The sequence below is a fragment of the Pseudomonas sp. genome (genome assembly GCF_049653025.1).
Classification (GTDB): domain Bacteria; phylum Pseudomonadota; class Gammaproteobacteria; order Pseudomonadales; family Pseudomonadaceae; genus Aquipseudomonas.
On the sequence record NZ_JBASFM010000018.1, the window covers coordinates 1 to 17,374 of the forward strand.

A 17,374-nucleotide genomic window follows, 5' to 3' on the forward strand; every position below is an offset into this window, starting at 1 on the left:
CCTGCCGAGCGGCGCGTTCAAGGGCCTGGGCGTCTCCTGGCGTAACGCTGCCTTCCGCAGCAACACCACAGCGGCGGACCAGGACGAAAACCGCCTGATCCTCAGCTACAGCCTGCCACTGCTGTAACGCCTGGATGGCAACCGGCCTGAGCACAGGCCGGTTCTAACCCATGCACAGGCATACCGCGCGGCACGGCACTGGGATGCTCAGGCGGCTGCTTTTGACCCAAAGCAACCGGTGGCGACAGTCAGAAACCGGCCAAAATCCGCCCCACGATGTTCTATGGACCAGAGGCTACTTACTCCATAGATCCTGACAGCATTTTCTGGTGGACTTGGTTAACAAACAGTACATCAGCCTCTGGAATCGCTCCCCGGTGACGCATTAACTGCCGCAGGTCGTGTCTGGAGGCATCCTTGGCGCGCAATCGATGCCGACTTTTCTCTAAGTCGAGTAAGGCAATCTCTATGCCTGCTTTGCTCGCGATACCCGACTGAAGCTTCACAAAGATGTGCTTGGGGTAGCAGCAACCATGTTGAAAGCCGGCCTGGTGCATGCGTGCCAGTGTGACGGCTACCTGCCGCAGCACGCGCTGATTGAGCACCGGGGAATCACTCTCCTCGTACCATTGAGTGAGGCTCACAAAGCCGTGCAGTGACTCGGTCACCAGAAGGGACTGCCACTGCTGGTCTTGTCGGCGAGTGGCGCAGTAGACGATGTTTGGCGTCTTGATGCCCAAACGCGCGAGTGTCCGATATGCATCGCACTCACGTAGCACGGTGGGACGACCGAAAGGGTAGCGGATAGAACGATAGAGATGCCCGACTTGTCGCTTGCAATACAAAGGCAGCTGACTGGCATCGCTGCGGGTTAGTAGCTGCACACCGCTCTCCCCACCACGGCGCTGATTGACCGGTTCGACCCAAGCCCCTGCGCTGTTCCACCAGCGATCAAAATGCGTGATGTAGGGCTGTGCAGATGCACCACTGGTAAGCGCGACCATTTCTAGTCCTCCTTACGCAACACGTAAGTGCGCCACATGGCGTAGCCCGGCAGAAAATCCTGTTGGCCGATGATCTTGAACCCAGCTTGGCGGAATTCGTTTTCGATGACGTCGCGAGCGACGACAAAGCGATTCTGGTTCTGCTCGGCGCGTCCCTCGGCCGCGCGGCGTTGCTCAAGACGTTTGCGTTTCCAGGCCTTGTAGTTGCCGTCGACCCAGAGCGAGAGAATCACCGTGTCGCGACTGACACGGTGGAATTCGCGCAGGATCGCCAGGCGGTGTTCGGGTTGTTCGATGTGGTGCAGCAGGCGGATGCAGAAGATGCAGTCGACGGCATTGGCAGTCAGATCGATGGCGAACGCCGAAGTGCGGAAGGTTTCGACCTGCATCAGCACCTCCATTGGCTGTGAGGCTTCGGCGATGTCGAGCATGTCGGCAGAGTTGTCTGCTGCAAAGATCAATCGATTGGGGTTTTCAGCCAACAGCGGCCAGAAGCGCCCGGCTCCACACGGTAGATCCAGCACCAGGCCAGGATCGCCAGCCAGTTTCAGCGCATGACGGGCCATCTGCTCATCGCGCCAATGCGAGAGGCGTCGGGACAGGCCGTCCTGGTGCTTGTGCAGGTATTCGTAAGCGTGTGCGCGGTCGTACTTGCGTGAGAACTCGAGTTCAATGGGGCTAGGCATGGCGAGGCGTCCGTAGATAGGTACGCTCGCCACACTAGAGAGCCGTGCATCAAGGCTCTGTCAAAAGGATGTGAAAAATTCGTTATTTGCCGCTATTGAATGCCACGGTGAAACAGCTACCGCCATCGGCCAGGTTGTGCACCGAGATCGTCCAGCCCTGTTTGCTGCAGATCCGCTTCACCAGCGAGAGGCCCAGCCCCAAGCCTTCGCCGCGCGCTTCTGAGCCACGCACGAAGGGCTGAAAGATCTGCTCATGCTGCTCTGGCGCAATGCCCATGCCGCTGTCTTCTACGCGAAACCCATCCGTGACAAGCACCAGGCGGACAAAACCACGCTCGGTGTAATGCAGCGCATTGCGCAGCAAATTGGCCATCACCGTATTGAGCAGTACCGGGTTGTAAAGACCATGATCAGGCCCTTCCTGGCTGCGCTGGAAGTCCAGGCCCTTCTCGTGGAGCAGTGGCTCCCAGCGGCTGGTTTGTTCGGCGGCCACTTGCGCCAGGCTACTGCTGCCAACCAAGGCGCTCTCGTTGGCTTTATCCCGCGCCAGTTGCAGGAACGTCTGCACCAAGTCGCGCATTTCCTCACTGGCGCGGCCGATGCGCTCAATCTGCTCGCGCTCGCGTGGCTGTAAATTGCCTTCGGCCAACAGCTCGCACGACGTTGCAATAACCATCAGCGGGGTGCGCAATTCATGGCTGACATCACTGGTAAATAAGCGCTCGCGCTCCAGTGACTGGCGAACTTGGCCCAGGGTGCTGTCGAAGGCTGCAGCCAGTTGGCCCACTTCATCGTCGGGGTATTCGGGAGCCTGTGGTGGAGCCAGAGGATGCAACTGGTCGCGATGGCGTACCTGCTGCGCCAGGCGGCTGACCGGGGCCATGACCTTTCTGGCCATGATCAGTCCCAGTCCCCAGGCACCCACTACGGTGAGCAGAAAGCCCGCCAGCACCACATCGAACAGTGCCTGTTCGTGCGCCTCGAACTCATGCTGTTCCTGTGCCAGCAGATAGGTCTGATCATTGTTTTTGCGGCTGTAAACATAGAACGCGTTCTTACCGTCAACTACTTCGGTAAAGCCTTCTGGTAACCCGGAAAACAGTTTGGGAATCGCGTACTGCGGCTGTTCCGAGCTAAAGAACCGGGTCATGGAATCGAGCCTGGGTGGCCGACCTTGCTGGATGTCCTCCTCCAGCACTTTACTCAACTCACGGCCCAGTTCCTCGGAAACCAGGTTCTCTTCGATGAAATGCACCACCGCCACGATGCTCAACGAGAACAGACCGCTGACCAGCGTGGTCATCAGCACGAAGGCAATCAGAATGCGCCGCGCAAAGGGCTGCTTAGACACCATCGGTCTGCTCCGCCAGTCGGTAGCCGACGCCATGTAGGGTGTGCAGCAACGGGTATGCGAAGGGCTTGTCGAGTACTTGGCGTAGCTGGTGAATATGGCTGCGTAGGCTGTCGCTGTCTGGGCAGTCGTCGCCCCACAGCGCTTCCTCCAAGGCTTCACGGCGCACCACGGCCGGGCTTTTCTGCATCAGCACCGCCAGCAGCTTGAGGCCCAGCGGGTTGAGTTTGAGCGGCTGGCCTGCGCGGCTGACATGCAGGGTGTCGAGGTCATAGCTCAGGTCGGCGACTTTCAGCTGGCGTTTCCGGCTGCCCTGGCTGCGGCGCAGGATCGCTTCGATCCGCGCCACCAGTTCAGACAGCGCAAACGGCTTGATCAGGTAATCGTCGGCCCCTGCCTGCAAGCCTTGCAGGCGATCATCCAGGGCATCGCGGGCGGTGAGCATCAGGATCGGCACCTCATTACGGCCGTCTTCGCGCAGGCGCTTGCACACCTGATAGCCATCGATGCCAGGCAGCATGATGTCCAGCACGATCAGGTCGTAATGCCCAGTGCTGGCCAGATGAAGACCGGTCAGACCATCCTGCGCACAATCGACGCTGAAGCCCTTGAGCTGCAGATAGTCGAGCACGTTGGCGAGGATGTCGCGGTTATCTTCGATGACTAGGATGCGCACAGGGTTATCTCTTTCTCTGGTTTTGACACTTTTTTCACATCGCGTTGACGCGCGGCTCACAGCCCCCACAACAGACTGCGGCACGTTCATCCAACAAGGATCATACGATGCCTCAGCTCCATTACGCTCAACTTCGCTACCTGTCCATCATCGTGCTGTCATGGCTAGCGGTATTCTTCCTGACCCGCTGCTTATTGCTGGCCAGCCACCTGGCTGATGCCAACGTAAGCCTGCTGCAGCTGGCCGGCGTTTATGGCATTGGTCTGGTCTACGATCTGGGTTTTCTGCTGTACGCCATTTTGCCACTGGCGCTGTATCTGCTCGTGTGCCCGGCCAGTTTATGGCGTCGGCGCTGGCACCAACGGCTGCTCATTGGGCTGGTGGGCATCAGCCTGTTCGCGATGTTGTTTACTGCTGTGGCCGAATGGCTGTTCTGGGATGAGTTCGGCGTGCGCTTCAACTTTATCGCCGTGGATTACCTGGTCTACTCGGAAGAGGTGATCAACAACATTTTGGAGTCCTACCCGATTTACCCCCTGATTGCGCTGCTCGCGGTTATCGCCACAGGCACCAGCGTTGCACTGCATAAGTCTCTGGAGGCTGCATTTAACGCGCCTCTTTTGTCCCGAGTTCACGCGTTTACAAGCCTGGCGATACTGTTTTTTCTGACGGGCCTGAGCGGCCTGTCGATTGGTCAGGACACGCCGCGCGGCCTGGGCGGCAACACCTACCAGCGGGAGCTGGCCAGCAACGGCCCCTTTCAGTTCTTCGCCGCCTTCCGCAATAACGAACTGGACTACCAGCAGTTCTACACAACCTTGCCCGAGCAAGCGGTGGCCAGCCTGCTGCGCGATGAAGTGAGCGAGCCCAATGCCCGCTTTATTGGTAGCGACCCTCAGGACATTCGCCGGCTGATCGACAACCCAGGTCAGCCACAGCCCCTGAATGTGGTGTTGGTGACCATCGAAAGCCTGAGTGCCAAATACCTCGGCAGCTTCGGTGATACGCGAGGTTTAACCCCCAGCCTGGATGAGCTGCGCAAGAACTGCCTGAGCTTCAGTAACTTCTACGCCACCGGTACACGTACCGACCGCGGCCTGGAGGCGATTACCTTATCCATACCACCGACGCCGGGGCGCTCCATCGTCAAACGCATCGGCCGTGAGTCTGGCTATGGCAGCCTTGGCCAGCAGTTCAATGCCCTCGGCTATGACAGCGTATTCATCTACGGCGGGCGCGGTTACTTCGACAACATGAATGCCTTCTTCGGTGGTAATGGCTACCGCATCGTCGATCAGAGCAGCGTGGCCGAAAGCGACATGGTGTTTAAGAACGCCTGGGGCATGTCCGATGAAGACATCTACCAGCAAACCATCAAGGTCGCCGACGCTGACCATGCCCAAGGCAAACCCTTCTTCCTGCAACTGATGACCACCTCCAATCACCGGCCGTACACCTACCCGCAGGGGCGCATCGACATCCCGTCCGGTGAGGGTCGCGAAGGCGCAGTGAAGTACACCGACTATGCGATTGGCCAGTTCCTCCAGCAGGCCCGAGAGAAGCCCTGGTTCAACCAAACCGTATTCGTCTTCGTGGCGGATCACACAGCGGGCAGCGCCGGTCATGAAGACCTGCCCGTGGCCAACTACCACATCCCGTTGTTTATCTACGCGCCGGCGCTGATCGAGCCGCGTGAGTTCAGCGAGGTAGCCAGCCAGATCGACCTGGCGCCGACCTTGTTGGGTCTGCTGAATGTCGACTACAGCTCAACCTTCTTTGGCCGCAACGTGCTGCGCGAAGACCGCGCACCTGGGCGCGCGCTGGTTGGCAATTATCAGCACTTAGGCCTGTTCGATGGGGCCAACCTGGCCATTCTCAGTCCACGTCGCGGCATGCGCCGGCACGACGACGCACTCGGACGAAGCCATGAGTCTTCAAGCTCCGTCAGCGACAGCTTACTGCGCCGTGATATCGCCTATTACCAGGGGGCCAGCCATGCCTTCCAGAAACGTTTGATTGCCTGGCGTCCCACTGCCATGCCTGAAGAACAACTCAGCAAACGCTAACCCCGGCACTGCATAGGCATTCTCTTTACTGGAGTTCAGTCATGGCTGAAGCACCGACACCCCGCATCACCCGCTACTTTGATTTCCGTCTTGGCCTGGGGATTCCCCTGGCGCTGATGGCGCTGCTCCTCTTGCTTGATCCAAGTGGCCTGGACTTCGCACTGGAGCATCTGTTCTATAAACCTGGCTTGGGATTCATCGGGCGGCATAATTTCTGGCTGGAAGACATCCTGCATGACCGCGCCAAACAAGCGGTGATTGTTCTGGGCGTACTGGCCATCGTCGGCTTTTTGCTAAGCCTGTTCACCGTCAAATGGCGGACTTGGCGTCGTCCGCTGTGCTATTTGGTGCTCTCGTTAGCCGTATCGACCAGCATCGTTACACCGCTGAAAAAGCTCACCGCCATGCAATGTCCATGGAGCCTGAGCGAATTCGGTGGTACAGAGGTCTTCAGCTCGCTGCTCGGTGAGCGCGCAGCAACCGACAACCCTGGTCGCTGCTGGCCTGGCGGCCATGCATCGGCCGGTTTTTCACTGATCGCGTTATTTTTTGCGCTACGTGATAGACGCCCGCGAACCGCACGCATCGCGCTGGCTGTCGCCTTGGGACTGGGCACGCTGTTTTCCATAGGGCGCATGATGCAGGGCGCGCATTTCCTCTCACACAACCTGTGGACCTTGCTGTTCGACTGGCTGATCTGCACGCTTTGTTATCGCTGGTTGCTGTACCGACCAGCACCGTCCTGCGATGTCAAACAAGTGCCGCAGGCAGTGCATCGCTTGCGCGAAGATGCAGCATGAACGGTACTACAAGCATGCCGTTCGACTACTCAGCCAAGCCAGGTAAGAGCTTGTCTGCCTGGCCAGCGCTGATTGCCATGGGCCTCGTCGCAATCTTGTTAGGTGGCTGCCAAAGTACCCGCGAGCAGATGATGGCTGAGGGTTATCCAGCCCCCTTTATTGACGGCTTCGAGGAGGGTTGCAGCAGCGGCAGACAAGCTGCGGGAGCGCTCGAAAGCTTTCGCAAGGATGTGCCGCGCTATCTGCAACACCCCCAATACGCACAAGGTTGGGACGACGGCTTCCGCCAATGCAAAGAGGGCCTGGAAAGTGCCATTGAACTAGAACTGCGAGACAACGATAGACGCGACCGCGACTGGCGGGATCATGTTGATCAAGCGATGGCTAAAGCGATGCGTGGCAGCTGAAACAGGGTGCGACGTTGTATTGGAATCACTGACAGCTTTGGGTCGAAATTGGCCCGTTACGAGCGACTGCTTCTGGCCGAAAGCGAGCCTCGTGACTGGCTGCTATCGACCAAAAGCGAGCGTTAACGCCTACAAAGCTAAGGCGTACTCAGGTACGCCCAGCGCGCCTTACAGCAACTCCAGCGGGTATTCGAGGATCACTCGCACTTCGTTCAGGTCGCCCTCGCCCTGGTCGCTGTTGGCACGGTGGGTGGCCTGGCGCACGGCGATGCTGAGGTCCTTGGCTGGCCCTTCCTGGACCACGTAGTTGACCTCGATATCACGCTCCCAGTGCTTGCCGTTCGCACCTTGCAGCGGCACGAAGTCGGCGGCGTCCTCATCGAAGGCGTAGTAGGCACCACCGATCTCGGCATCGGTGCCGTCGACATCGTCGCCCGTGACGTAGCGAGTCATAAAGCTCAGGCCCGGTACCCAGCCGCTCAGGTCGAGGTCGTAGCGCAGCTGCCAGGAGCGCTCGTTGGCACCGTTGAAGTCAGAGTACTGCACCGAGTTGGCCAGGTAGATGGAGTCGCCGCCGACATAGTCGAACGGCGTGTCGCCGTTGACCCGCTGGTGCGCCAGGGTCAGGGTGTGGATGCCCAGGTTGTAGGCCAGCGCCAGGCTGTAGGTGGTGTTGTCGATCTCCCCGGCCAGGGCGTCGCCCTGCTCGTTGCTGCGGTAGAGGTTGAGGTCGAAGCCGAGGCTTTGCTCATCGCTTATCGGCAACGTGTAGTTGAGGTTGCCGTAGTACTGCCGCCAGGTGTCCTGCAGCTCGGAGGCGAACAAGCCGGCGCTGAAGTTGTCACTGAAGCTGTAGTAGCCGCCGGCGAAGTCGATCCCGCCAGCCGAGGTGTCGCCGCCGTAGCCGTAGAACTCGTCGCCGCTGTTGGTCGAGTCGCGGTTGTTGAAGGCGGTGAAGTGGCCGGCAGTTAGATCCAGGCCCTCGATCTCGCTGCTGGTCAGCAGCACGCCGGTGGCAGTTTCCGGCAGCAGGCGCAGGTGGCCGGTATCGAACACCGGGGTCTCCACCTGCATCTCACCGTACTTCAGCACGCTGCTGGACAGGCGCAGCTTGATGGCACCGCCAGCCTCGCCGTATTCGTCCTCGGCGCGGCCGTCGCTGCCCACCGGCAGCAGGCCGGTGCCGGTGCGGCCACGACCGCTGTCGAGCTTGAGCCCGAAGTAGCCAAAAGCATCCACGCCGAAGCCGACCGTGCCCTGGGTAAAGCCCGAGCTGAAGTCGGTCAGTACGCCATGGGCCCATTCCTCCTGGTAGCTCTGCTCGTCAGGGCCGCTGTCGCGAAAATCGCTGTTCATATAGACGTTGCGATTGGTCAGGGTCAGGCCTGCATCCTCGATAAAGCCTTCGGCCTCGGACTGCTGGCTGGCCTGCGCCAGCTGTGCGGCACAGGCGGCAATCGCCAGGGCCAGGGTGCTCCACTTACTTACGGGCATACGCGTTTCCTTCTTGTTGTTGTAAGACGCGAAAGCCCTCCCCGGTATTGAGGAGGGCGCTGGGTGAATCAGCCGATACGCACCAAGTGCTGCGACGGCCGCGCCTCTTCGCGGGCAATCGGCAGGCGCTGGCGAATCCAGTCGCGGAAGGCGCGCACGCCGGTCTCGCGCGGCGACAGGTAGCCGAACTGGTAGACCGAGCCTTGCAGGCCCTGCTGCACCGAGGCGGTGAGCTGGTTGTCCTCTTCCTGTACCTCGGCCCACACGCGCCCGGCGGCAACCCGCGCGGCCTGCACCTCGGGGCTGGCGTTGGGCAGCGAGAAGCTGGCGGTGCGGAAGGTCGCCTTGCCCGGGCCCTGCGGGTAGAAGATGAAATAGTCGATGCTGTCCGGCTGCAGGCCGATGTTCACGTTGGGGAAGATCGACAGGTAGCTCCAGCGCCGACCGTGGTCGCCCGGTAGGTGGTCGCCAGGGGAGCGAATACTCAGGTAGGCGAACTCGTCCGGGCCGCCGGCCGGGTATTCCTTGAGGCGATGGGTGGCGAAGCTGGTGCCAAGCTCGACATTGGCGGTGACGTCGTAGGCGCTCTCGAACATCTGGTTCAGCCCCGGGTGGCCCACGGCGACGTGGTAGCCCTCCAGGTAGTTGTCCATCATGTTCTTCCAGTCGATCGGGTGGTCTTCGACGCACAGGTCGTCGTTGCTCACCATCTCGTCGATGCGATAGGCCGCCAGCAGTTCGGCGAACGGTGCCAGGCGCTCGGCCACCGATGGCCCCTCGGCCTTCAGGCGAATCCAGACGAAGCCCAGGTAGACCTCGTGGTCGACCGGCAGCAGGCCGTGGCCGACCTGTTTGACATCCGCCTCGCTGCCACCGGGAATGCCACGGATGGCGCCGTCCTGGCCGTAGGTCCAGCCGTGGTAGGGACACACGTGCACGCGCTTGCAGGTGCCGCGCTCACCGGTGATGACCTGGTGCGCGCGGTGCCGGCAGGTGTTGTGGAAGGCGGTGATCACGCCCTCCTGGGTACGCGCCACGGCAATGCGCTCGCCGAGGAAGGTCAGGGTGATGTAGTCGCCTGGGTTGGCGATCTCGCTGACGTGGCAGGCGATGTGCCAGCTGCGCGAAAAGAGCTCCTCCTTCTCCAGCTCGAAGAAGCGCGCATCGTTGTAGATCCAGCTCGGCAGGGTGTGGTTGTCGCTGTCGTCCGCGACTGGATGGGAGGCGCTGCGCTCGTACATGGCTGTTTCCTTGTTGTTATCGACTGCATGGGGACCCGCCTGCGGGCTGCTCGATGCCGTTCGCCCGGCAAAGGCATGACAGACCGGCCTATCAATCACTGCTATATGATCGTTCAATAAAACATAAACCGATCATTCAGTAAGCGTCAAGCGCTATCGACCGAGCGGTCATTGGCAGAAAACATGCCAAGCGGCTAGCCGAAGAGGCCAGCAATCCAGAGCCGTACGCCTCAACAGCCCCGTCCACCGATACCGACAGAAAGCACCACAAGCGCCCTTCTCAACGCACCTTTCATCGCCATATGAAAAACCAAACATATTTTCAATATAGAAAAATTACTTATTTTTCATATAGATAAAACAAGAAGTCGTTAACCAAAGTCCAGCAACCACGCCATCCAGCTGTTGACCGGTCAATCTTGTTGTATTAGCGTTCAATAAAGCCTGACAACTACAACAAGACAGGAGACCCGCAATATGTCTTATGCCCTTTCCGCCGAAACCCTGGAGTGGCAACGCAAGGCCCGTGAATTCGCCGAAGTGCTGATTCCTCACGAAGAAACCGCCGAGTTCAACGACGGCCTACTGCCCAAGGAGCTGCACGCCAAGCACCGCGCCATGGGCATCGAACTGGGCTTCAGCCGCCTGGATGTGCCGCGCGAGCAGGGTGGCCTGCAGCTGCCGATGCTCGATCAGGTGATCGTCTGGGAGCAGCTCGGGCGAGTCACCAACGCGCTCAGCTGGTGCATCTCCGAGGCCCATTCGTGGATGTACGAGGCCTGCGACGCCGCGCAAATCGAGGCCTATATCAAGCCGATCTGGACCGGCGAGAAGAGCGAGTGCTACGCCATCACCGAGCGCGAGGCCGGCTCCGACACCTTTATCGCCACCACCGCCGTGCGCGATGGTGACGACTACCTGATCAATGGCGAGAAGTGGTTCGTCACCAGCGCCAACAAGGCGCAGTTTATGTTCGTCCAGGCGGTCATCCCGACTGCAGAAGGTGGCCAGGAAGACGCACTGTTCTTCGTCGATATCGACAGCCCGGGCATCGAAATCATCGACAACCCGCTGTTCGGCCATAACTTCGCCTCGCACCACCCCACCTACACCTTCAGCGACGTACGGGTGCCGGCACGCAACCGCATCGGTGCCGAGGGCGCCGGCATGGGTTACACCAAGAGCTGGTTCCGCCGCGAACGCCTGATGATCGCCGCGCGCTCCCTCGGCGCGGCCCAACGCATGCTGGAAATGGCCAGCGAGTTCGCCCAGCAGCGCGTGGTCGGCGGCCAGCCGATCAGCGAGCACCAGATGATCCAGGCCATGCTCGCCGACTGCGTTACCGATATCTGGGGCGCGCGCCTGATGACCTACGAGGCGGCCAAGATGCAGGACCGCGGCGAAGACCTGTCGGTGATCCACGCCCACTGCTCGATGGCCAAGCTGGTCGCCTCGGAGATGGTCAACCGCGTGGCCGACCGCGTGGTGCAGATATTCGGTGGCCGCGGCTATATGCGCAGCAACGCCGCCCAGCGCTTCTACCGCGAGGTGCGGGTCGACCGTATCTGGGAAGGCACCAGCGAAATCCAGCGCCTGATCATCGCCCGCAGCCTGTACAAGCGCGGCGCCGAGCGCCTGATCGGCTAAGCCCTGTCGCAACGGCAGGGTCCGTGCCCTGCCTGGCGGCCTGCGGCGTTATCGCTGCAGGCCATTCCGCCAGCCTGAATAAAGCAGAACGCCAAGATGAACAACACAACCAGCGTGCAGAAATCGCCTAGCGATATCGGCCGAGCCGACTTCCTCCAGGTGGTCGACGTGGTCAAGGATTACGAAGGCAATACCGTGGTCAAGAGCCTCAACCTGTCGGTGGCGCAGAACGAGATGTTCGCCCTGCTCGGTAGCTCCGGCTGCGGTAAATCCACCCTGCTGCGGATGATGGCCGGCCTGGAAACGCCGACCTCCGGGCGCATCATTCTCGACGGCGAGGACATCACCGACCTGCCGCCGCACCGCCGCCCGGTGAACATGATGTTCCAGTCCTACGCCCTGTTCCCGCATATGACCGTGGAAGACAACGTCGCCTATGGCCTCAAGCGCGAAGGCGTGGCCAAGGCCGAGATCCGCGACCGCGTCAGCGATGCCCTGCAGCTGGTACAGATGCAGGACTACGCCAAGCGCAAGCCGCACCAGCTGTCCGGCGGCCAGCAGCAGCGCGTGGCCCTGGCCCGCACCCTGATCAAGCGGCCCAAGTTGCTGCTGCTCGACGAACCGATGTCGGCGCTGGACAAGAAGATCCGCCAGCAGACCCAGTTCGAGCTGGGCAGCATCCTCTACAAGGTCGGCGTGACCTGCGTGATGGTCACCCACGACCAGGAAGAAGCCATGACCATGGCCGACCGCCTGGCGGTGATGGACGCCGGCCATATCGTCCAGCTCGGCTCGCCGGAAGAGGTCTACGAATTCCCCCGTTCGAGCTTCTGCGCCGGCTTTATCGGCTCCACCAACATGCTCGCCGGCGAGTTGCGCGAGGACTATCTGTCGCTCGACTGCGCGGAGATGCCGGCGGCGTTGGAGCTGTGCAGCCCGCTCAACGGCTACCCCGGCATGCCGGTCAACCTGTCGCTGCGCCCCGAGCGCATCGCCATTTCCAGCCGCCCCTTCGCCCAGACCAGCAACCACTGCGACGGCCGCCTGGAGCAGATCGCCTATATGGGCAGCTACACCCTGTTCTATGTGCGCCTGGACAGCGGCCGCCTGCTCGGCGTGCATGTCTCGCACCACGCCCTGCACGCCCTGGAGCAACGCCCGACCTACGGCGACCGCCTGTACCTGGCCTGGCAGCCGGACAGCCTGGTGATGGTCAGCCCATGAGCAGCCCAGCCCTCGCCCTCCGTCTACACAGTTGGCTTCCGTCGGGCCGGAGCCTGGTCATCGGCATTCCCTTTGCCTTTCTTATCCTGTTCTTCCTGGTGCCCTTTATCGCGGTGCTGAAGATCAGCCTGGCCGATCAGCAGTTCTCGATTCCGCCCTACAGCGACCTGAGTTCGGTGGAAGACTACGCGCTGAATATCCGGCTCAACTTCGAGCACTACCGGACCATCTTCACCGATAACCTGTACCTAACCTCCTACCTGAGCTCGCTCAAGGTGGCGGCGATCAACACCCTGATCTGCCTGCTGATCGGCTACCCCACGGCCTACCTGATCGCCCGCGCCGACCCACGGCATCGCAATGTGCTGCTAATGGCGATCATCCTGCCGCTGTGGACCAGCTATCTGATCCGCGTGTATGCCTGGATCGGCCTGCTCAAGGACCAGGGGCTGATCAACCAGCTGCTGTTGTGGCTCGGCCTGATCGACTCGCCGCTGCGGCTGTACCGCAACGACATCGGCCTGCATATCGGCCTGGCCTATTCCTACCTGCCCTACCTGATCCTGCCGCTCTACGCGCACCTGGTGAAGATGGACACACGCCTGCTGGAGGCCGCCCATGACCTGGGTGCCAAGGCCTGGCAGAGCTTCCTGACCATCACCCTGCCGCTGTCGATGCGCGGCATAGTCGCCGGCTCCTTGCTGGTGTTTATCCCCACCGTCGGCGAATACGTGATCCCGGAAATCCTCGGCAGCTCCGACTCGATGATGATCGGCCGGGTGATGTGGGACGACTTCTTCAACAACACCGACTGGCCGGTGGCCGCCGCCGCCACCTGCGTCATGGTGCTGCTCCTGCTGCTGCCCATGGCCTGGTTCCAGACCATCCAGAACAAGGAGTTGCAACGCCCATGAAACGTCCCGGCAAGCTTCTCGGTAAGACCTTCCTCGGTCTGGTGCTGCTGTTCCTCTACGTGCCGTTGCTCAGCGTGATCTTCTACTCGTTTAACGAATCGAAGATGGTCACCCTGTGGACCGGCTTCTCGCTCAAGTGGTACGGCGAGCTGTTCCGCGACCAGGAACTGCTCGACGCCGCCTGGCTGAGCTTCAAGCTGGCGGTGGCCACCGCATTCGCCGCGGTGTTCGTCGGCACCTGGATCGGCTTTGTGCTGGCGCGCTATCGCCGCTTCAAGGGCTCGACCCTATTCACCGCGATGGTCAGCGCGCCGATGGTGCTGCCCGAGGTGATCGCCGGGCTGTCCATGCTGCTGCTGTTCCTCAGCATGCAGCAGCTGATCGGCTGGCCCAGCGGGCGCGGCATGCTGACCATCTGGATCGGCCACATCATGGTCTGCCTGTCCTATGTCGCCATCACCATTCAGTCGCGCCTGGTGAGCATGGACCAATCGCTGGCGGAGGCCGCACAGAACCTCGGTGCCACGCCGCTGCGGGTGTTCTTCGACATCACCCTGCCGCAGATCTCCCAGGCGCTGCTGGCCAGTTGGTTGCTGGCCTTCACCATCTCGCTGGACGACGTGATCATGTCGGCCTTCCTCTCCGGCCCGGGTGCCACCCCGCTGCCGCTGGTGGTGCTGTCGCGCGTACGGTTGGGGCTGAACCCCGAGATCAACGCCCTCGGCACCCTGTTTATCACCGTGGTAACCGTGCTGGTGCTGGTCAACAACCACTACATGCTCAAGCGCGAACGCCGCCGTGAAGAGGAAATCCGTCAGGCCCTGCGCGGCGACGCCCCCACTGCTAGCCAAACGGTCGTGCGCCCTAGCGCCAGTCCGGCGCTCAGCGCTGCCGCGCCAGTGCGCAAGGAGCCGGCATGAGCACCTATGCAAACAGCCTGGACAACGGCCTCGACAGCATCGAGCAGCTGCGCCATGCCGATAACCACAGCTGGTTCCACCCCTGGGAATACCTGGCCGCTGCCGGCCAGGCCAACCGCACCCAGGTGCAGCGCGCTGACGGCATCTATGTCTACGACGAACTGGGCCAGCGCCTGATCGACGGTCCCGGTGGCATGTGGTGCATGCAGGTTGGCTACGGCCGCCAGGAGATGGCCGAGGCCATCGCCGCGCAGGCCCTGCAGTTGCCCTATATGAACCCCTTCTCGCTGACCAGCGCGACGCCGGTGCGCCTGGCCGCCAAGCTCGCCGAGCTGGCACCGGGCGATCTCAACCATGTGTTCTTCACCACCGGCGGCTCCACCGCGGTGGATACCGCGCTGCGCTTCGTGCACTTCTACAACAACCTCAAGGGCCGCCCGCAGAAGAAGCACATCATCTCGCGCGAGCTGGCCTACCACGGCAGCACCTACCTGTGCGCCAGCGTCACCGGCAAGGACCGCGAGCACAACTGGTTCGATATCAAGAGCCCGTTCAGTCACTTCCTGCCAGCGGTGAATCCGTCCAAGCGTCCCGCCGGGATGAGCGTCGAGGCCTTCTGCGATGCGCGGGTGGCGGACCTGGAGAACAAGATCCGCGAACTCGGCGCGGACAACGTCGCGGCCTTTATCGCCGAGCCGGTGCAGGCTTCGGGCGGCGTCATCGTGCCGCCGGACGGCTACCTCAAGCGCTGCTGGGAAATCTGCCGCCAGCACGACGTGCTGTTTATCGCCGACGAAGTGGTCACCGGCTTCGGCCGCCTCGGCCACTGGTTCGCCTCCGAAGCGGTGTTCGGCGTCCAGCCGGACATGATCACCTGCGCCAAGGGTCTGACTTCCGGCTACCTGCCGCTGGGCGCGCTGCTGATGTCCGACCGGCTGTTCCAGGAGGTCTCCGGAGACAACGCCAAGGGGGCCAGCTTCGGCCACGGTTTCACCTATTCCGGCCATCCAGTGTGCTGCGCCGCGGCGCTAAAGAGCATCGAGATCATCGAGCGGGAAAACCTGCTGGAACACGTGCGTGAGGTCAGCCCCTACTTCCTCGAACGCCTGCACGCCCTGCGCGAGATCCCGCTGGTGGCCGACACCCGCGGCCTGGGCCTGGTCGGCGTGGTCGAGTGCACGGTGCGGCAGATGGTCGAATCCGGCGTGCCCGAGGCCGAGCTGTACGCCTTCGAGACCGAACTGGGCCTGCGCATCGACCAGCATTGCCACGAGCTCGGCCTGATGGTGCGACCGCTGACCAACCAGTGCGTGTTCTCCCCGCCGCTGATCATCGACCACGCACAGATTGGCCAGATGTTCGACATCCTTCACGAAGCCATCCTGCGCACCCAGCGCGACCTCGAGCGCGAGCTGGGCCTGACGCTGCGCTGCCCACAGGAAATGCCAGCATGACCGATACCCGCGACACCTGGGCCGCCCGCGCGGCGGCTCTGAGCATCGAAGGCCGCGCCTTTATCGCCGGCGACTATTGCCAGGCCACAGACGACGCCCAATTCGCCTGCCACAGCCCCCTGGATAACCGTCTGCTGCAGCAGGTGAGCCGCTGCTCGGCCGAGGATGTCGAGCGCGCCGTCGGCAGCGCGCGGCGCAGTTTCAACGACGGTGCCTGGGCCCACGCCACCCCGCGCGAGCGCAAGGCCGTGTTGCTGCGCTGGGCCGCGCTGATCGAGGCGCACAACGACGAACTGGCGTTGCTGGAAACCCTGGATGCCGGCAAGCCGATCGGCGACACCAGCAGCGGCGATATCCCCGCCGTGGTCTATTGCCTGCAATGGTTCGCCGAAGCCATCGACAAGCTGCCCGACGAGCTGATTCCCAGCGAGCGCGACTTCCTCGGCATGGTCACCCGCGAGCCGATCGGCGTGGTCGCCGCCATCGTGCCGTGGAACTACCCGCTGCTGATGGCCGCCTGGAAGTTCGCCCCGGCCCTGGCCGCCGGCAACAGCCTGATCCTCAAGCCGTCGGAGAAATCGCCGCTGACGGCCATCCGCGTCGCCGAGCTGGGCCGCCAGGCCGGTTTGCCGGCCGGGGTGTTCCAAGTGCTGCCGGGCTTCGGCGAGGTCGGCCAGGCGCTGGCCGCGCACCCGGACGTCGACTGCCTGGCCTTCACCGGCTCTGGCGCTACCGGCCGGCGCATTCTGCACGCTGCCGCCGACTCCAACCTGAAGCGGGTATGGCTGGAGCTGGGCGGCAAGTCGCCGAATATCGTCCTCGCCGACTGCCCGGACCTGCCGCGCGCGGCCAAGGCCGCGGCCGCCGCCATCTACAGCAATATGGGCGAGGTCTGCAGCGCCGGCTCGCGCCTGTTGGTGCAGCGCAGCATCCAGGGCGAACTGAGTGAGCTGGTACGCGCCGAGCTGGCCGAGTACCAGCCCGGCGACCCGCTGGACCCGGCGACGCGCATGGGCGCAATCATCGACCAGGGCCAGCTGCAACGGATGCTGGAGTACGTCGACAGCGGCCGCCATGAGGCCGAGCTGCTCGGCGGCGGTCAGCAGGTGCGCACCGACAGTGGCGGCCACTACCTGCAGCCGACCCTGTTTGCCTGCGCCGACCAGCGCCCGCGCATCGCCCGTGAGGAAATCTTCGGCCCGGTGCTGTCGCTGATCCCCTTCGACGAACCAGAGGACGCCGTGGCCCTGGCCAACGCCAGCGAGTTCGGCCTGGCCGCCGCCGTGTGGAGCGCCGACTTCGCCCAGGCCCACGCGCTGTCGCGCCAGCTGCGCGCCGGCACCGTGTGGATCAACTGCTACGACGAACTCAGCGACATGAACTTCCCCTTCGGCGGCTACAAGCAGTCCGGCAATGGCCGCGACAACTCGCTGCACGCGCTGGAGAAGTACAGCGAGCTGAAAACCACCATCGCCCGCCTGCGCTGAGCA

At 62.2% G+C, this 17,374-nt stretch carries 16 protein-coding genes; 10 read left to right on the forward strand and 6 right to left on the reverse strand.

Annotated elements, in window-relative coordinates; all coding sequences use genetic code 11:
- Window positions 1-127, forward strand: a 127-nt coding sequence (locus tag WBK23_RS15230) for an OprD family outer membrane porin (protein ID WP_424482075.1), incomplete at its 5' end; no start/stop codon positions are given.
- Window positions 128-299: 172 nt separating this feature from the next.
- Here the strand turns inward: WBK23_RS15230 and WBK23_RS15235 are convergent.
- The 4 genes from WBK23_RS15235 to WBK23_RS15250 all read right to left on the reverse strand — a co-directional run bounded on the left by WBK23_RS15235 (window position 300) and on the right by WBK23_RS15250 (window position 3,717).
- Window positions 300-1,004, reverse strand: coding sequence for a lipopolysaccharide kinase InaA family protein (locus WBK23_RS15235; RefSeq protein ID WP_424484782.1), 705 nt, complete (start codon window positions 1,002-1,004; stop codon window positions 300-302).
- Between the two features lie 2 nt (window positions 1,005-1,006).
- On the reverse strand, window positions 1,007-1,690 hold the full coding sequence (locus WBK23_RS15240; RefSeq protein WP_424484783.1) for a class I SAM-dependent methyltransferase: 684 nt from the start codon (window positions 1,688-1,690) through the stop codon (window positions 1,007-1,009).
- Between the two features lie 82 nt (window positions 1,691-1,772).
- Entirely contained in the window at window positions 1,773-3,044 is a 1,272-nt protein-coding gene (locus tag WBK23_RS15245; RefSeq protein ID WP_424484784.1) for a sensor histidine kinase, read from the reverse strand.
- Complete coding sequence (locus WBK23_RS15250) at window positions 3,034-3,717, reverse strand: response regulator transcription factor (RefSeq protein ID WP_394235506.1); 684 nt, start codon at window positions 3,715-3,717, stop codon at window positions 3,034-3,036. Before WBK23_RS15250 ends, WBK23_RS15245 begins: the two co-directional genes overlap by 11 nt.
- A 107-nt stretch (window positions 3,718-3,824) precedes the next feature.
- Between WBK23_RS15250 and WBK23_RS15255 the strand changes: the two genes are divergently transcribed.
- The 3 genes from WBK23_RS15255 to WBK23_RS15265 all read left to right on the forward strand — a co-directional run bounded on the left by WBK23_RS15255 (window position 3,825) and on the right by WBK23_RS15265 (window position 6,990).
- Window positions 3,825-5,783 (forward strand): LTA synthase family protein, encoded by a 1,959-nt coding sequence (locus WBK23_RS15255; RefSeq protein ID WP_424484785.1) that lies wholly within the window; start codon window positions 3,825-3,827, stop codon window positions 5,781-5,783.
- Between the two features lie 41 nt (window positions 5,784-5,824).
- A complete protein-coding gene (locus WBK23_RS15260) occupies window positions 5,825-6,583 on the forward strand; it encodes a phosphatase PAP2 family protein (RefSeq protein WP_424484786.1) in 759 nt (252 codons plus the stop codon).
- 77 nt (window positions 6,584-6,660) lie between these two features.
- Window positions 6,661-6,990 carry a hypothetical protein gene (locus WBK23_RS15265; protein WP_424484901.1) on the forward strand — a complete coding sequence of 110 codons (330 nt, stop codon included), beginning with the start codon at window positions 6,661-6,663 and terminating at the stop codon, window positions 6,988-6,990.
- A 168-nt stretch (window positions 6,991-7,158) separates the two neighbouring features.
- Here WBK23_RS15265 and WBK23_RS15270 read toward each other — a convergent pair whose 3' ends face one another.
- Together WBK23_RS15270 and WBK23_RS15275 are read right to left on the reverse strand one after the other, a co-directional pair.
- Window positions 7,159-8,484 carry an OprD family porin gene (locus WBK23_RS15270; protein WP_424484787.1) on the reverse strand — a complete coding sequence of 442 codons (1,326 nt, stop codon included), beginning with the start codon at window positions 8,482-8,484 and terminating at the stop codon, window positions 7,159-7,161.
- A gap of 68 nt (window positions 8,485-8,552) precedes the next feature.
- Entirely contained in the window at window positions 8,553-9,725 is a 1,173-nt protein-coding gene (locus tag WBK23_RS15275; protein WP_424484788.1) for an aromatic ring-hydroxylating oxygenase subunit alpha, read from the reverse strand.
- Between the two features lie 477 nt (window positions 9,726-10,202).
- On the opposite strand from WBK23_RS15275, the gene WBK23_RS15280 reads away from it, so the two are divergent.
- The 6 genes from WBK23_RS15280 to WBK23_RS15305 all read left to right on the forward strand — a co-directional run bounded on the left by WBK23_RS15280 (window position 10,203) and on the right by WBK23_RS15305 (window position 17,371).
- Window positions 10,203-11,372, forward strand: a complete 1,170-nt coding sequence (locus tag WBK23_RS15280; protein WP_424484789.1) for an acyl-CoA dehydrogenase family protein — start codon at window positions 10,203-10,205, stop codon at window positions 11,370-11,372.
- Window positions 11,373-11,468: 96 nt separating this feature from the next.
- The gene (locus WBK23_RS15285) at window positions 11,469-12,596 is read left to right on the forward strand and encodes an ABC transporter ATP-binding protein (protein WP_424484790.1); all 1,128 of its coding nucleotides are present in this window, start codon (window positions 11,469-11,471) and stop codon (window positions 12,594-12,596) included.
- A complete protein-coding gene (locus WBK23_RS15290) occupies window positions 12,593-13,510 on the forward strand; it encodes an ABC transporter permease subunit (RefSeq protein WP_424484791.1) in 918 nt (305 codons plus the stop codon). The genes WBK23_RS15285 and WBK23_RS15290 overlap by 4 nt, the downstream gene beginning before the upstream one ends.
- Complete coding sequence (locus WBK23_RS15295) at window positions 13,507-14,430, forward strand: ABC transporter permease subunit (protein ID WP_424484792.1); 924 nt, start codon at window positions 13,507-13,509, stop codon at window positions 14,428-14,430. Before WBK23_RS15290 ends, WBK23_RS15295 begins: the two co-directional genes overlap by 4 nt.
- Window positions 14,427-15,884 carry an aminotransferase gene (locus tag WBK23_RS15300; RefSeq protein WP_424484793.1) on the forward strand — a complete coding sequence of 486 codons (1,458 nt, stop codon included), beginning with the start codon at window positions 14,427-14,429 and terminating at the stop codon, window positions 15,882-15,884. Before WBK23_RS15295 ends, WBK23_RS15300 begins: the two co-directional genes overlap by 4 nt.
- Entirely contained in the window at window positions 15,881-17,371 is a 1,491-nt protein-coding gene (locus tag WBK23_RS15305) for an aldehyde dehydrogenase (protein WP_424484794.1), read from the forward strand. The genes WBK23_RS15300 and WBK23_RS15305 overlap by 4 nt, the downstream gene beginning before the upstream one ends.
- The last annotated feature ends 3 nt before the right edge of the window (window positions 17,372-17,374 follow it).

Excerpts from the sequence above, each read along its gene's own strand:
- WBK23_RS15270 (WP_424484787.1), bottom strand. The coding sequence starts at position 8,484 with ATGCCCGTAAGTAAGTGGAGCACCCTGGCCCTGGCGATTGCCGCCTGT.
- WBK23_RS15305 (WP_424484794.1), top strand. The coding sequence starts at position 15,881 with ATGACCGATACCCGCGACACCTGGGCCGCCCGCGCGGCGGCTCTGAGC.
- WBK23_RS15275 (WP_424484788.1), bottom strand. The coding sequence starts at position 9,725 with ATGTACGAGCGCAGCGCCTCCCATCCAGTCGCGGACGACAGCGACAAC.
- WBK23_RS15240 (WP_424484783.1), bottom strand. The coding sequence starts at position 1,690 with ATGCCTAGCCCCATTGAACTCGAGTTCTCACGCAAGTACGACCGCGCA.
- WBK23_RS15285 (WP_424484790.1), top strand. The coding sequence starts at position 11,469 with ATGAACAACACAACCAGCGTGCAGAAATCGCCTAGCGATATCGGCCGA.
- WBK23_RS15260 (WP_424484786.1), top strand. The coding sequence starts at position 5,825 with ATGGCTGAAGCACCGACACCCCGCATCACCCGCTACTTTGATTTCCGT.
- WBK23_RS15295 (WP_424484792.1), top strand. The coding sequence starts at position 13,507 with ATGAAACGTCCCGGCAAGCTTCTCGGTAAGACCTTCCTCGGTCTGGTG.
- WBK23_RS15290 (WP_424484791.1), top strand. The coding sequence starts at position 12,593 with ATGAGCAGCCCAGCCCTCGCCCTCCGTCTACACAGTTGGCTTCCGTCG.
- WBK23_RS15255 (WP_424484785.1), top strand. The coding sequence starts at position 3,825 with ATGCCTCAGCTCCATTACGCTCAACTTCGCTACCTGTCCATCATCGTG.
- WBK23_RS15300 (WP_424484793.1), top strand. The coding sequence starts at position 14,427 with ATGAGCACCTATGCAAACAGCCTGGACAACGGCCTCGACAGCATCGAG.
- WBK23_RS15265 (WP_424484901.1), top strand. The coding sequence starts at position 6,661 with ATGGGCCTCGTCGCAATCTTGTTAGGTGGCTGCCAAAGTACCCGCGAG.
- WBK23_RS15245 (WP_424484784.1), bottom strand. The coding sequence starts at position 3,044 with ATGGTGTCTAAGCAGCCCTTTGCGCGGCGCATTCTGATTGCCTTCGTG.
- WBK23_RS15280 (WP_424484789.1), top strand. The coding sequence starts at position 10,203 with ATGTCTTATGCCCTTTCCGCCGAAACCCTGGAGTGGCAACGCAAGGCC.
- WBK23_RS15235 (WP_424484782.1), bottom strand. The coding sequence starts at position 1,004 with ATGGTCGCGCTTACCAGTGGTGCATCTGCACAGCCCTACATCACGCAT.